The organism is Pseudarthrobacter raffinosi, from assembly GCF_023913835.1.
Classification (GTDB): Bacteria; Actinomycetota; Actinomycetes; order Actinomycetales; family Micrococcaceae; genus Arthrobacter; species Arthrobacter raffinosi.
The window spans coordinates 190,806-205,087 of record NZ_JAMXBG010000004.1; the positions used below are offsets into that span (position 1 = coordinate 190,806).

The following is a 14,282-nucleotide window of genomic DNA, read 5'->3' on the forward strand; positions in this document are numbered from 1 at the left end:
GGGGTCACAACGTGCCCATTCCGGGGCGTCGGAGGGGCTTGAAGTGACCTCGCGTTGCTTTATCGGGAGGTAGCCGTGCGCGCCAGCAGCACTTTTTCGTCGACGGGTGCGTTGCCGCTGGCCCGCTGTGCCCTGACGTAGGCGCGGGCCTCGTCCTGCCGGGTCTTCTCGGCACCGGTGGCGATCGCCGCACGCACGTGATCATCGCCGTACCCGAAGGCGTCCACAAGGTCCAGGGCATGGGGCCTGATCTTGACCAGGAGCCGGTTAATGTAATCACCCACGGTGCGTGCCCGTTGCATGGAGAGCCGGCCGTTCATCAGGTACCAGGACAGGTTCTTCTCGATCAGCGACAGGCCGAACAGGTCGCGCAGCCAGGTCAGGACCCGCTTGGTGCCGGGGTCCGTGACGTCTTCCAGGGCCGCCGTGAACGCCTCCCATTGCAGGAGCTCGGCGTGGGCCTGGGCAGCATCGATCAGCTCGTTCTGGTGCTGGTTGAAGAGGGCTGCCCCCTTTTCGACGGGCAGCTTGTTGGCGCCCTTCAGGGCCGCCCCGACGTCGGCCACCATGGTCTGGACGCGGTCCGTCAGGAGGGCGCGCTGGCCTTCCTCGTCCCGGAGCGCAATGGCAGCCTTCTGGACTGATCCGGTATCGGCGACGAACTGTGCCACCTGCCGCAGGCCGGTGCGGTGGATCGCCACGCCCGTTGCCTGGGCCACCACGTAGCGTGCAAGGACGCCAAAATCGACATTCCTGAACTCCTTGGCATAGTCGGCCAGGAGGCGCTTGGCCACAAGCTGGAGCAGCACGGTGTTGTCGCCCTCAAACGTGACATAGACGTCCATGTCCGCACGAAGGGAGGCATAGCGGTTTTCGATCAGGAAGCCGGCGCCGCCGCACGCCTCGCGGCATTCCTGCAGGGTGTCAAGGGCATGCCAGGTGCTCAGCGGCTTCAGGGCTGCGGCGAGGGTTTCCAAATCCTGCCGGTCCTCGTCAGTATCGTGGGCGCCGGAAAAGACGTCGTCGAATTTCTGGAGGAGCTGCTCGTGCGCGAAGCCCGCGGCATACGTCGTGGCCAGCCGGGTAAACAGGCGCCGCTGGTGGCGCTGGTAGTCCAGGAGGACCTCTTCGTCAGTGTGTGACGACGCTTTAAACTGGCGCCGTTCGGTGGCGTAGCGGATGGCTGCTGTCAGGGCGACCTTCGACGCCGCCACGGCCGCGCCGTCCAATGACACGCGGCCCTGGACGAGAGTTCCCAGCATGGTGAAAAAGCGGCGGCCGGGGCTGGCAATGGACGACGTGTAGGTCCCGTCAGGTGCCACATCGCCGTAGCGGTTCAGCAGGTTGGTGCGGGGGATGCGGACGTTGTCGAAATGCAGCCTGCCGTTGTCGATCCCGTTGAGGCCGCCCTTGACTCCGTCGTCCTCGCCACCGATCCCGGGCATGAACTCCTTGGTCTGGGGGTCCCGGAGGTCAACGTAGAAGGCATGCACGCCATGGTTGACGCCATTTGTCACGAGCTGGGCGAAAACGACGGCGCCGAGGCCGTCGATGGCTGCATTGCCGATGTAGTCCTTCCACGCAGCGCGGAACGGTGTATGGACCACAAATTCCTGGGTTTTGACGTCGTAGGTCGCGGTGGTGGCGATGCTGGCCACATCGGAACCGTGGCCGGTCTCCGTCATGGCGAAGCAGCCGGGGATCTCCAGGCTCATGATGCCTGGCAGCCAGTTGGTGTGGTGCTGCTGCGTGCCCAGGTGCATCACGGCCGAGCCGAAGAGGCCCCACTGGACACCAGCCTTAATCTGCAGGGACGGGTCGGCGGTGACCAGTTCCTCGAAGGCCGCGATGTTGCCGCCGTGGTCATCGGAACCGCCCAGTGCCAACGGGAAGGCCCGGTGTACGGCGCTGTTGTCCACGAGGTACTTCAACTGGCCGAAGGTTCGCGTCCGGTGTTCGGTGTGCGTCAGTCCTTCAATTTTGTGCAGTGCAGGGTCACTGGCCAGCGCGCGGGATTGGCGACGGGAGTCCGCCCATTTGCCCAGGAGTTGCTCGCCGAGGGCGGCAACGTCGACGGCGGGCTGCACAGCCGAGCCGTAGTTGGCGCTGGGGCTGGTGACCGCTGGGCCCGCAGCGGCTGTGTTCGCTACGGCGGCATTAGCTACGGCTGTATTCGTTACGGCGGCGTCCGGGCCGGTGGGGCGGTCCACTACTTCGGTCATGTCAATGTCCTTCGTTGGTTCTGACAGGAGGGTGTGAGGTTCTTGGGGCGGAATCATGCCGCGCTGGCGGGGCTAAGCTCGGGGGCGATCCCCACGCATAACCAGGCCGTGACCTGGCGGGCCATGGCTTCCTGGTCCGGTTTCGCCGCCGAAGCCGGCGTGCTGAGCCATTGCTCACCGGCATTTCGGACCAGGCCGATGGCCGCCGTGGGCCAGTAGCCGATCACCGCTTCTTTGCCTTCGCCGAGGTGGGTCCGCATTGGCGCGGCGATCATCTCTGCGATGGAATCGAAGAAGTGGCCAAGGGCTCCCGAGATGGCCGCCGATCCCGGGTGGCTGTCCGCATCCACCGGCGCATAGCGGGTGACGAAACTGTAGACATTGGGGCTGGTTTCCGCCATCTGGAGATAGGCAGAAATCATGGCCAGCAGCCCTTCCCGAGGAGTCTGGGCACCCTGCGCCGCTTCGCGGATCTTGCGCTGCATCTGGCTCAGGACAACTTCCCCGACGGCGTGCTGAAGTCCTGCCTTATCGCCGAAATAGCGGTAGAAGACCGACTTTGAGGTGCCGGCGGCCGCTGCAATCTCCTCCATGGAGGCATCGCTGCCCAGCGCGTGGACCGCGCGGCGTGCGGACTTGATGAGCGCCCGGCGTCGTTCCTCCCGGTGGGTCTGCCAGCGGGCCGAACGGCCGTCGGCAATTGCGCCGGCAGCCGGCGTCGGGACTTCTGCGTGGAGGTTGTTCACGATACTCAGCGTATCAGGTACGCTGGGTATCGGTAACCGTCGCAGATCAGAGGAGTCACCCATGTCCGTCAATGGACAGTCCGGCACCGGACCCCACGAATTCGCCAGCCCCACGACTTCCGGCGCGGCGCGTCCAGTCCGCCGGGCCGTAATTGTGGGTGGTAACCGGATCCCGTTTGCCCGGTCCGGCGGGGCCTACACAAAGTCTTCCAACCAGGACATGCTCACCGCCGCACTGGATGGTCTTATCGCCAGGTTTGGCCTCCAGGATGAGCGGATCGGCGAGGTTGCGGCGGGGGCCGTACTCAAGCACTCCCGCGACTTCAACCTCACCCGCGAGGCAGTCCTGGGTTCGGCGTTGTCGGCGGAAACCCCCGCCTACGACCTGCAGCAGGCGTGCGCCACCGGCCTCGAAACGGTTCTGGGCCTGGCCAACAAGATCAAACTGGGCCAGATCGATTCCGCCATCGCCGGTGGTGTCGACTCGGCGTCGGATGCCCCCATTGCTGTCAGCGAAGGCCTCCGCGAGATACTCCTGGACCTCAACCGCGCCAAGACACTGCCCCAGCGCTTGCAGGTACTCAGCCGCCTGCGGCCCAGGGACCTGGCCCCCGATGCTCCGAATACGGGGGAGCCACGCACCGGCCTGTCCATGGGCGAGCACCAGGCGCTGACCACCGCGCAATGGAACATTTCGCGCGAGGCGCAGGATGAGCTGGCTTTCAACAGCCACCGCAACCTTTCCGCCGCGTATGACGCAGGATTCTTCGATGACCTCCTGACGCCATACCGAGGCCTCGCCAAGGACTCAAACCTGAGGGCGGACACCACATTGGAGAAGCTGGCTACACTCAAGCCCGTCTTCGGGAAGAGCCTCGGCGCCGAGGCCACCATGACGGCGGGAAACTCCACACCGCTGACCGACGGGGCCTCCACGGTCCTGCTCGCATCCGAAGACTGGGCTGATGCCCATGACCTGCCGAAGCTCGCCACCGTCGTGGATGGTGAAGCTGCCGCCGTGGACTTCGTCCACGGCAAGGACGGACTGCTTATGGCTCCCGCGTTTGCGGTCCCCAGGCTGCTGGCCCGCAACGGACTGACGCTGGATGACTTCGACTTCTTTGAGATCCACGAAGCCTTCGCCGGGACTGTCCTGAGCACCCTGGCCGCCTGGGAAGATGATGAGTTCGGCCGCACCCGGCTGGGACTTGAGGGTGCCTTCGGCAGCATCGACCGCACCAAGCTGAACGTCAACGGCTCCTCCCTGGCCGCGGGCCACCCGTTCGCAGCCACCGGCGGACGCATCGTGGCCTCGCTGGCCAAGATGCTGCAGGCCAAAGGCACCGTCGAGGGAAGGCCTGCGCGCGGACTTATTTCCATCTGCGCCGCCGGCGGCCAGGGCGTCGTCGCAATACTCGAAGCACTCTAGGGGTACCGGATGACGGATAAATACACCACGCTCGTCAACCAGGGCGTGGGCAAGAACATCGCCAAACGGCTGGGCCTGCCCCAGCCTGCCGTGCTGCGCCGCTTCAAGCCGGGCCAGCCCCTGGTCACCGGCCCCGTCCTCGTCCAGGGCAACACCGCCGGTGCCGACGAACTGGCCGCCAGGCTGCTCTCCTGGGACCTGGACGTCCGGCGCCACGCGGTGCCCCGCGAAAAACTTGGCGCGATCATTCTGGCCCTGGATGAGCTGACCCGGCCCGAGGATCTTGAAAAGCCTGTGCTGTCCGCCGCGGCATCACTGCGTGATCTCGGCCCCAGCGCCCGCGTCATCACCATCTCCCGGCCGGCCGCCGAAACCGCGTCCCCTGCACAGTCGGCTGCCCGGCAAGGCGTCGATGGCTTCCTGCGGTCGCTTGCCAAGGAACTCCGGGCCGGCGCAACAGCGAACGGCATCGTCCTGGCAGAAGGTGTCCAGAGCACCAGCCCCAGCGCCCTGGCCGCCCTTCGGTTCTTTCTGTCCGGCCGGTCGGCATTTGTGGATGGCCAGTTCCTGACTGTGGCAACCGAGCAGGGCCACCTGCCCCCGGACTTCGAGAAGCCGCTCGCCGGCAAGGTTGCCGTGGTCACCGGCGCCGCCCGCGGCATCGGTGCGGCTATTGCCCGGACCCTCCACCGGGACGGGGCCATCCTGGTCCTCGTAGACATCCCGGCAGCCGGGGACCATTTGGCCGCCGTCGCCAACGAAGTCCGCGGCACGGCCCTTCAACTGGACATCAGCCGCGCAGATGCCGGCCAGCGGATCATCGACCACGCCGTGCAGCGTCACGGCCGCCTGGACATCGTCATCCACAACGCAGGAATTACCCGGGACAAGCTGCTCGCCAATATGGACCACGGTCGCTGGACCTCCGTCGTGAACATCAACATCGCCGCCCAGCTCAGAATCAACGAAGCGCTCCTTGCTTCCGAACACTTCCGTAATTCACCACGGATTGTCTCGGTGGCATCCACCAGCGGCATCGCGGGCAACCGCGGCCAGACCAACTACGCGGCGTCCAAGGGCGGCGTGATGGGTATGGTGCGCGCTTCTGCGCCCCTTCTGGCGGCGAACGGCGGGACCATCAACGCGGTGGCGCCCGGTTTCATCGAAACAGACATGACAGCACGGATCCCGTTTGCCGTCCGCGAAGTGGGACGGCGGCTGAATTCGCTGCAGCAAGGTGGCCAACCGTCCGACGTCGCGGAGGCAATTTCCTTTCTGGCGAGCGACGCCGCCGGGGGCATCAACGGCGACGTGCTGCGGATCTGCGGACAGAACCTGGTGGGGGCATGAGTACTGTCCAGCCGGTCATCCTGGGGGAGATGCCGTCCCTGTCCAAGCTCTACGTCAATGCCGCCGCGCAGACCGCGCGGCGGCGCGTGTTGGGCACGCACAACGGATCAAACCTTCCGGTCACTAGCCACGAAGTGCGCGGGGTAAGGGCCGACGTCGGCAACCTCACCGCCTACCAGCACCTCATCGGGCTGACTGCCAGGGACACTCTGCCGGCCGGATACCTCCACGCACTGGCATTCCCGCTGGCCATGAGTGTGATGAACCGCGACGATTTCCCGCTGCCACTCCTGGGCATGGTCCATCTCAGCAACCATGTGGAGCAGAGGTCGCCGGTGCTCTTCACGGAATCCCTGGACATCCAGGCCAGGGTTGAGAACCTCCGGGGCCACCGATCCGGCACGCAACTTGACGTTGTGGCAGAGATCCGCGGCGCGGATACGCCGGACATCAAGTGGACCGGGCGCTCCTCCTACCTGGCCAAGGGCGTGTTCCTCCCCGGCATCGACAAGCCAACGCCCCACAACGGCCAGGCCGATTTCACGCCTCCGGACCCCACCGCGATTTGGCATTTGGGGGTCGACACGGGAAGGGCGTATGCCGCCGTTTCAGGAGACTTCAACCCCATCCACCTGAGCGTGCTTTCTGCCAAGGCCCTGGGCATGCGCCGCTCCATCGCACACGGGATGTACCTTGCCTCGAGGGCCCTCGCGGATGTCGGGCCGGCCAAGGGCGAAGCGTTCACGTGGGATGTCACGTTCGAGGCTCCGGTGTTCCTTCCTGCCCGCGTTGCCTTGGCTATCACCGCCCTGGATATCACCACGGCACAGACGCCTGGCGAAGGCTGGCAGCGGGCCGAATTTGTGGCGTGGAACCCCCGCTCCGGCCGCCGCCACTTCAGCGGCTCCGTGGCACCGATCTAGGACGCCGGCCGCACAGCCCTGAGGACACGGTGCAGGCTCAGGAGGATGGACCCGGACGCTGTCACGGCCGAATCCTCCTGGGCCCGCTCCGCAACCGTTGCCATACCGGCCTCCACCGCCGACTTTGCGGCAGCGAACAGCCGCCGCTGGTCGGCTTCATCCTCACCGTCGAACGAGGCCAGGAGTTCGCCTGTGGCGGTCATGGCCGCGGCCAGGGGCGCACTGTCGTTGAAAGGCACCGTATAAGGTGCGTCGTCTGTCCAGATGACATCGGACAGGACTTCTGTCATGTCCTGGATGTGGAACGTCACCCGCTCCAGGTCACGAAGGTTGCGGTAGTCGAGATCCACATCGCGAGGATGGAGCCGCCGCCGCGGATTGGCGCGCCGGCTCGCATCAGCCTCCTGCACGAGATGGCGGACCGTGCTGGCTGCTTCGGCCAGCTCGGTCGACCGGCGGGACCAGTCCTCATGCTCGGGAGGCCACTTTTCAGTCAGGGCCGTTCCCATGTCAGTCAGTTGCCGCCCGAGGGCCAGCCGGAGTTTGCCCAGGCTGGTGGCCGCCGCGTTGAAGTGCAGGGGAGGAAAGACCAGGAAGTTGACGGCAATGCCCACTACGACGCCGACGCCCATCTGGATGAGGTAGCCGAAGGAAAAGTCGTCCCGGTTGCTTCCCCCCACCAGCAGGACCAGCAGCGCCGCCGTCGGAATCCAATCGCTGCCCGAGCCGATGCGGGGGAGACCGCCGAGCAGCACGCCGAGTCCCATAACGACCGCAACAGACAGCGGTGACGGATCACCGACACTGACCAGCGCAAAGGCGAGCCCGATACCCAGAGCGAGTCCGACGAGCGCCTGGAGACCCTGCCGGAAGGATCCGGCCACGTTGTGGTACATCGACACCAGGGCGCCGAGCGGCGCGTAGTACGGATAGTCGGCAGCGGATCCTGGCATCAGGGGAGCAATGGCGAAAGCGAGGCCGGCGGCCAGAGCTGCCTTCGCCGCCAGCTGCAGGCGCTGTACTGTGAATGCCGACGAGAGACCGGCCACCGAATTCCGCAGGATTCGGGTTCCAGCGGAGGGCCGGCCCTGCGGCTGCGTTTGAGTGTCACCCATCAGCCCCACACTAGGTGCACCCGTGTACTAGGACAAGGCCGACGCCGCCCGCCGGACCTCCGCAGCCAGCCGATGAGCTTTGCCCTGGGTGCGTCCGTCCTCCGCCCGCTGCGGGATGTATCCGAAGCCGAGGCCGTACGCGGGATCGGCGAACCCCAGCGCAGCGTTGGCTCCCTCGTGGCCGAAGGCGCGGTGGCTGCCGAAATTCCGCGACACGTGTGGCTTCATAAAGACCACGGCAAAGGCGTTGTCCAGTCCGGACAGGCGGTCCAGGCCCCACACCTGCTCCTGGGACATGGCGCTGACGGTCTCAGGGGTCAACAAGGGGTCCCGGCCGTCCACACCGGTGATGGCCGCGGCGTAGAGCCTGGCCAGGCCCTCCGCCGTACCCACACCGCCGGCGGCACTCATCCCCGCGGCGCGGACGGCCCGTTGATTGGGAAGTTCCATGATTGTGCTGACTGCCGCGTTGCTGTTAAGCCCATCCAGGCTCAGCGGATCCAGCCATGGTTGAAGAGGATCGACGTCGTAGAGGACGTCACGGTAGCGCGGTTCCAGCTCTTCGGGCAGTCCCAGGAAGAAGTCGATGCCGTAGGCCGTGCGGATGCGCTGGTCATAGAGGCTCTGCAGGCTGGTTGCCGTGACCCGCCGGCAGAGTTCCTCCATAATGATTCCGATGGTGAGGGCGTGATATCCGAAGCAACTGCCAGGACGCCATGCGGGGCTTGTCGCTGCCAACCTTGCCGCGGCCAGGGAGGTGGTGAATTCGTCCAGGGCGATGCCTCCCTCGACTCCCACCAGTCCGGCCTGATGGGACAGGGCTTCACGCACCAGCAAGCGGTCCTTGCCATGGCAACCAAACTCGGGCCAGTAGTGCGCCACCGTCCGGTTAAGGTCCAGCAGCCCGCCCTGGACGAGCAGCGAAATCACCAGCGCCGCCACGCCCTTGGAAACTGAATACGCCCCCGTAACGGAATCGGCGGTGATGTGGGGCCCGCCGGACAGGTCCACGATCTTCACGCCGTCCCGGTAGGCCGCCAGTTGGGCGCTGTACTGCGGATCCGCGGCGAGAAGGGCCTCAAACAGATCCAAAACGCCTTCATAACCGGGTGCTGCAAAGCCAAAAGATTTCTGCATGGGGCTAGCCTAACCGGTTAGAAAGCGCTTTCCCGATCCTAAGCCGCTCCATGGCCGGGGGAAACTTCTTCGCCGGGGCGCACCGGCCCCGGGGGAGTGCCGTCACCGAACGGCCGGCCGCCCAGTGATTCCCTGCCATGGGGCTCCAGCCAGCCCGCCGGATCAGGACCCTGCGGCACCATCCGGGTGGGATTGATGTCCTCGTGGACGATGTAATAGTGCTGCTTGATCTGGACAAAATCGATCGTGTCTCCGAAACCGGGAGTCTGGAAAAGATCCCTTGCGTAGCCCCACAGGGCCGGCAGTTCGGTCAGCTTCTGCCGGTTGCACTTGAAATGCCCGTGATAGACGGCATCGAACCTGGCCAAGGTAGTGAACAGGCGGACATCCGCTTCCGTGATGGTGTCACCCACGAGGTACCGCTGTCCGGTGAGGCGTTCCTCGAGCCAGTCGAGCGCGGCCCACAGCCTGGTGTAGGCCGAGTCATAGGCCTCCTGGGAGCCCGCAAAGCCGCAGCGGTAGACGCCGTTGTTGACCTCGGTGAAGACGCGCTTGTTGACGGAGTCAATTTCGGCGCGGAGGTGTTCCGGGTAAAGGTCAGGCGCCCCGACCCGGTGGAAACGGGTCCATTCGGTGGCAAAGTCCAGGGTGATCTGAGGGAAGTTGTTGGTGACCACCGCGCCGCTGGCAATATCAACGATCGCTGGCACCGTGATGCCGCGCGGGTAATCCGGGAAGCGCCGGAAATAGGCGCTCTGGATGCGCTCGATGCCAAGCACAGGGTCTACCCCGCGCGGATCGAGGTCAAAAGACCACGACCGGGCATCGTGGGTAGGGCCGGGCTGGCCAAGGGAGATGGAGTCCTCCAGGCCGAGGAGCCTACGCACAATCACGGCCCGGTTCGCCCACGGGCATGCCCGCGCCGCAATCAGCCGGTACCGGCCAGCTTCCACTGGCCACCCCGGCACGCCGTTGACGCCGGGACGGCCGTCGTGGGTGATCCGGTCCTCAATGTAATTCGTGTCCCGGTTGAACTCGGCACCGCCGGTCACATATGCGCCCAAGGTGCTGTGCCCGGTGCTGGTGTGCGTGCTGTCGGCAGCGGTGGCATTCGTGGCCTGCGGCCCGCTCGGAAATTCCTGGCTCATGCGGACCAGCCTAGGCTCCGGCGGCCAGGATTGCCGAGATGGGCTGCCAGGCGACCAGCCAGGAGCCGGCAATAACGACGACAAAGAGCGCGATCCAGATGCCGGAGGGTATGGACGTTGCGCGGTACAGGATATACGCGTCGGAACTGGCCAGCCTGTCACGGCGCCGCAGGTGCACATTGGTGAGCTTCGCGAGATCCCGGACGGCGGCCACAAGCAGGGCCACGCCAAGCACGACTGCAACATGGCCGGTGAAGCTGCTGGGCACAACGAGGACCAACACCCCGCCGCCTGCGACGGCAAGGCCTGTGATCAGCAGCCCCGCGAAGTTCCTGATGAACACGAGCGAAACCAGGAGGATAAGGGTGCCTGTGGCCAAGGCGGCCGGACCCCAGCCGGCAAAACCGGAGGTGACCAGGGCAGCGCCGGTCAGGGCAGGTACAGGATAGCCCCAGAATCCGGACCAGACGGCGGCGGCCCTGCCCCGGCTGTAACTGGTGGTTATGCCGGAGTGGTCCAACCGGAGCCGGATCCCGCTCAGTCTTTGGCCGCTCATAACGGCGGCGAAAGCATGGCCGAGTTCGTGCGTGGCGGTGGCCAGGAGCCCAAAGTACTTCCAGGTGGCACGGGGGATGGACAATGCAGTTGCCAGCGCCAGCACCACAGCCAGTTCGGCCACCGTGACTTGGGGGATGGCGGCACGGCTGAAGGCTTCAACGATCCGTTGCCACAATTGCTCGGGAATCAAGGTCGTTTCCCGCCGCGCCGGGAGTAGTGATTGTCAGCCATATCCCTCTACGGTACTAGAGGGATGGTTCACCACTGTCCTGCCGCCCTGCGGCGCTCAAGGAATCGAGGAATGCCGTGACCACTTTGAAGGAACGCCTGCACGCTGATGTTGTGGTGCACATGAAGGAGCGGAACAAAACCGCCCTGACCACGGTGCGCAATGTCCTGGGCGAGATCGAAACACGGGAGAAGTCGGGAAAGACGCCCATTGTCCTGGACGACGCCCAGGTGACCTCGTTGTTGCAGAAGGAGGCTGCAAAGCGACGTGACACCGCAAGGATCTATATGGAAGCCGGAGAATCCGAGCGGGCCGCGGCCGAGATCGCCGAGGCCGAAATCATAGAAGCGTACTTGCCGCAGCCGCTGACAACAGCCGAAGTCGAGGCGATTGTTGACGAGACCATTGCCGGGCTGCGGAACGAAGGCGTAGAGCCCGGAATGCGTCAGCTGGGCGCCGTGATGAAGCCTGTCACGGCCAAAGTCGCCGGACGCTACGACGGCAAGGCTGTCAGCGAGATCGTCCGCAGCCGTCTCGCCTAAGCGGGTCAGCTCGAGCCTGTTACTCGAGCCTGTTAACCGGAAAGGCACGCCTACTAAACGTGGGCGTGCCTTAACTTCCTGCTGGCGGAACACGGCCGCCACGGAAGAATATCCGGGTTTCTTGAATCAGCCTTCGCAGTCAGTGCAGTAGCTGTGTCCGTCTTTCTGCCGCGCAATCTGGGAGCGGTGCCGGACCAGGAAGCAGGAGTAGCACGTGAACTCGTCCTCAGCCTGCGGGATAACCTGCACGACCAATTCCTCGGCAACGAATTCGCCTCCCGGAACGCCGGCGCCATCCAGCCCGTCGGCCTCATCGAGCTCGAGGACGACGCTGCGGGCGTCCGGAGCATTGGCGGACTGCAGTGCCTCGAGTGAGTTGTCCTGCGACTCCTTGACGTCGGAGCGAAGTTCATCGTAATCGGTTGCCACTTAGGTGTATCTCTTTTCTTTGGTTCGTCTGTCGCGTATGCAACCTACAGCATCCGGCGGGTATTCCCCAATAGCCTGGCAAGAAAATTTCTCTGCGGCGCCAATATTTCCGTGCGGACACCCGCTGGGATCGGCGTCGGGTGACATTGGGCACCACGGTGCCCGGGGCTAAAAGTCAGCGCACGGCGGCCGAGCCGCGAGATCTAGTCAAGGTCCTTAGCCAAGGCCGTGGTCTGAGGCGGGGTAATCCGCCCCAGTCGCTCGTCGAGCGTCACGCGCAGCCGGGCGGCCGCCACCTGAACCCGGTGCTCGGCAGGGGTGACCTTCCTGTCCGGCGCAGAGGCGGCATTCGGGCGTGCGTGCACGTCCTTGTGTTCAGGGGACCCTGCGCTGACGGTCCAGTCACTATCGTCCCCGCCAGGCACGTACTCCCACGCCGCGTCGAACAGTTCAAGCTCCTCGGCACGGGCCAGCTCACTGCCTGCGAGGACGTTTAAGGTCGCAAGCCCCAAGGCCTTGGTTCCTTCATCCTGATCCAGGGCCCGGTCCAGGGCCCACTGGGTGCGTCGCCACCATTCCGCCCGGCTGTCCGCCTCGGTCTTCTGCCGGAGCGCCTGCTCGTCGGCTTCGCGTTTCTGGTCCAGCGCTGTCTTATCGGCTGACGTGCGCTGGGCCAGGGTGCGCCAGTTGATGTAGAAGGCCAGCAGGGCCGCGATCAGGACAGCCAAGGGGCCAAGCCCGGCAAGGATTACCCACCAGTCGGCCGGCCCGGAGTGGACGACGACTTCAAGCGGGCCAGGCGGCGGGGTTGGATTCACGGCTCCAGCTTAGGCCGTCGACGGAAACAGAAAAAACCCCTGAAATCCGTGGATTTCAGGGGTTTTCCCATTTGTGCGCGGAGGGGGACTTGAACCCCCACCCCCTTTCGAGGACTAGCACCTCAAGCTAGCGCGTCTGCCATTCCGCCACCCGCGCAGGTGGTAATTCGGAGATCGTTTCCGCCTTTCAGCGTTTCGCTTTTCTCCGAAGCAGCGAGAAAAACTCTAACACGAACTTTCCGAAAACATGGAATCGGGGCTGATGGGTAGGCTGAGGGCACACGAGAACGCAGGTTGTTTGCAGCCTTCCCACTGCCCAAGGAGTTTCTATGTCTGACATCCGTGCCGAGGATGAAGTTGTCCGGATCTGCCAGGAACTTATCCGGATAGATACCTCGAACTACGGTGACGGTTCGGGGCCGGGGGAGCGGTTGGCCGCGGAATACACGGCCGGGCTGATTGAAGAAGTGGGCCTCGCAGCCGAGATCTTCGAGTCGGCGCCCGGCCGCGCAAGTGTTGTGACCCGGATGGCCGGTGAGGATCCGTCCGCCAGCGCGTTGGTGGTGCACGGGCACCTCGATGTAGTGCCCGCCCTGCGTGAACAGTGGTCGGTGGATCCCTTTGGTGCGGAGCTCAAAGACGGACTCATCTGGGGCCGCGGAGCCGTGGACATGAAAGACATGGACGCCATGATCCTTGCTGTGATGCGGGATTTGGCCAGATCCGGGCGCAAGCCCAAGCGCGACATTATTTTTGCCTTCTTCGCCGACGAGGAAGCCGGCGGTGAGTACGGGGCCCGCTACGCGGTCGACAAGCGGCCCGAGCTCTTCGAAGGCGCAACTGAAGCCATCTCGGAGGTAGGCGGCTTCTCGGCGACCATCGGCGGGCAGCGCACCTACCTCCTGCAGACGGCTGAGAAGGGCATCTCCTGGCTCCGGCTGGTGGCGCACGGCCGGGCTGGCCACGGCTCCCAGATCAATACGGACAACGCCGTCACCCGGCTGGCTGCGGCGGTAACCCGGATCGGCGAATACAAGTGGCCGATTGAGCTGACGCCCACTACGCGGCAGTTCCTGGACGGCGTGACCGAACTCACGGGTGTGGAGTTCGATCCGGACAATCCGGACCGCCTGCTCGACCAGCTCGGCACCGTGGCGCGCTTTGTGGGGGCGACCCTGCAGAACACCACCAATCCCACGCTGCTCAAGGGCGGCTACAAGCACAACGTCATCCCCGAATCGGCCGAGGCCCTGGTGGACTGCCGGACGCTCCCGGGCCAGCAGGACCACGTGCTGGAGGTCGTGCGGGAGCTTGCCGGTTCCGGTGTCGAGGTCAGCTACGTGCACAGCGACGTCTCGCTTGAAGTCCCGTTCGCCGGAAACCTGGTGGATTCCATGATCGACGCCCTGCACACCGAGGATCCGGGGGCGAAAGTGCTTCCCTATACGCTCTCCGGCGGCACGGACAACAAGTCATTGAGCCGGCTGGGTATCACCGGCTACGGCTTCGCTCCCCTCCAGCTGCCCGACGATCTCGATTTCACCGGGATGTTCCACGGCGTGGACGAGCGGGTTCCGGTGGATTCGCTGAAGTTCGGCGCCCGGGTGCTCAACACGCTCCTCACCAATTACTGAGC

The 14,282-nt window shown here is 65.0% G+C and carries 13 protein-coding genes and 1 tRNA gene; 5 read left to right on the forward strand and 9 right to left on the reverse strand.

Annotated elements, in window-relative coordinates; all coding sequences use genetic code 11:
• Window positions 1–59 precede the first annotated feature (59 nt).
• Both NG697_RS05840 and NG697_RS05845 read right to left on the reverse strand, forming a co-directional pair.
• Window positions 60–2,222: an acyl-CoA dehydrogenase family protein gene (locus tag NG697_RS05840; RefSeq protein ID WP_252598811.1), complete on the reverse strand. Its 2,163-nt coding sequence runs from the start codon at window positions 2,220–2,222 to the stop codon at window positions 60–62.
• Between the two features lie 53 nt (window positions 2,223–2,275).
• Complete coding sequence (locus NG697_RS05845; RefSeq protein WP_374209896.1) at window positions 2,276–2,968, reverse strand: TetR/AcrR family transcriptional regulator; 693 nt, start codon at window positions 2,966–2,968, stop codon at window positions 2,276–2,278.
• Window positions 2,969–3,029: 61 nt separating this feature from the next.
• Here NG697_RS05845 and NG697_RS05850 point away from each other — a divergent pair, with 61 nt between their 5' ends.
• From NG697_RS05850 to NG697_RS05860, 3 genes are read left to right on the forward strand one after another with little or no spacing between them, the layout of a single operon-like run.
• The gene (locus NG697_RS05850; protein WP_252598813.1) at window positions 3,030–4,397 is read left to right on the forward strand and encodes an acetyl-CoA C-acetyltransferase; all 1,368 of its coding nucleotides are present in this window, start codon (window positions 3,030–3,032) and stop codon (window positions 4,395–4,397) included.
• Between the two features lie 9 nt (window positions 4,398–4,406).
• A complete protein-coding gene (locus NG697_RS05855; RefSeq protein ID WP_252598814.1) occupies window positions 4,407–5,747 on the forward strand; it encodes a 3-oxoacyl-ACP reductase in 1,341 nt (446 codons plus the stop codon).
• Window positions 5,744–6,670: a MaoC family dehydratase gene (locus NG697_RS05860; protein ID WP_252598815.1), complete on the forward strand. Its 927-nt coding sequence runs from the start codon at window positions 5,744–5,746 to the stop codon at window positions 6,668–6,670. Before NG697_RS05855 ends, NG697_RS05860 begins: the two co-directional genes overlap by 4 nt.
• On the opposite strand, the gene NG697_RS05865 is transcribed toward NG697_RS05860, so the two are convergent.
• The 4 genes from NG697_RS05865 to NG697_RS05880 all read right to left on the reverse strand — a co-directional run bounded on the left by NG697_RS05865 (window position 6,667) and on the right by NG697_RS05880 (window position 10,818).
• A complete protein-coding gene (locus NG697_RS05865; RefSeq protein ID WP_252598923.1) occupies window positions 6,667–7,719 on the reverse strand; it encodes an FUSC family protein in 1,053 nt (350 codons plus the stop codon). The genes NG697_RS05860 and NG697_RS05865 overlap by 4 nt on opposite strands.
• Before the next feature lie 93 nt (window positions 7,720–7,812).
• Complete coding sequence (locus NG697_RS05870; protein ID WP_252598816.1) at window positions 7,813–8,922, reverse strand: serine hydrolase domain-containing protein; 1,110 nt, start codon at window positions 8,920–8,922, stop codon at window positions 7,813–7,815.
• Between the two features lie 38 nt (window positions 8,923–8,960).
• Window positions 8,961–10,070: a glutathione S-transferase family protein gene (locus NG697_RS05875; RefSeq protein WP_252613761.1), complete on the reverse strand. Its 1,110-nt coding sequence runs from the start codon at window positions 10,068–10,070 to the stop codon at window positions 8,961–8,963.
• Window positions 10,071–10,080: 10 nt separating this feature from the next.
• Complete coding sequence (locus NG697_RS05880) at window positions 10,081–10,818, reverse strand: M50 family metallopeptidase (RefSeq protein ID WP_256472760.1); 738 nt, start codon at window positions 10,816–10,818, stop codon at window positions 10,081–10,083.
• A gap of 116 nt (window positions 10,819–10,934) precedes the next feature.
• On the opposite strand from NG697_RS05880, the gene NG697_RS05885 reads away from it, so the two are divergent.
• On the forward strand, window positions 10,935–11,399 hold the full coding sequence (locus tag NG697_RS05885; protein ID WP_252598818.1) for a GatB/YqeY domain-containing protein: 465 nt from the start codon (window positions 10,935–10,937) through the stop codon (window positions 11,397–11,399).
• A 126-nt stretch (window positions 11,400–11,525) separates the two neighbouring features.
• Here NG697_RS05885 and NG697_RS05890 read toward each other — a convergent pair whose 3' ends face one another.
• The 3 genes from NG697_RS05890 to NG697_RS05900 form a co-directional block, all read right to left on the reverse strand.
• Window positions 11,526–11,828 carry a DUF4193 domain-containing protein gene (locus NG697_RS05890; RefSeq protein ID WP_056339942.1) on the reverse strand — a complete coding sequence of 101 codons (303 nt, stop codon included), beginning with the start codon at window positions 11,826–11,828 and terminating at the stop codon, window positions 11,526–11,528.
• A 203-nt stretch (window positions 11,829–12,031) separates the two neighbouring features.
• Complete coding sequence (locus tag NG697_RS05895) at window positions 12,032–12,646, reverse strand: hypothetical protein (RefSeq protein ID WP_252598819.1); 615 nt, start codon at window positions 12,644–12,646, stop codon at window positions 12,032–12,034.
• 74 nt (window positions 12,647–12,720) lie between these two features.
• Window positions 12,721–12,803, reverse strand: a tRNA-Leu gene (locus tag NG697_RS05900).
• Window positions 12,804–12,975: 172 nt separating this feature from the next.
• On the opposite strand from NG697_RS05900, the gene NG697_RS05905 reads away from it, so the two are divergent.
• Window positions 12,976–14,280, forward strand: a complete 1,305-nt coding sequence (locus tag NG697_RS05905) for a M20/M25/M40 family metallo-hydrolase (protein WP_252598820.1) — start codon at window positions 12,976–12,978, stop codon at window positions 14,278–14,280.
• Window positions 14,281–14,282 lie beyond the last annotated feature (2 nt).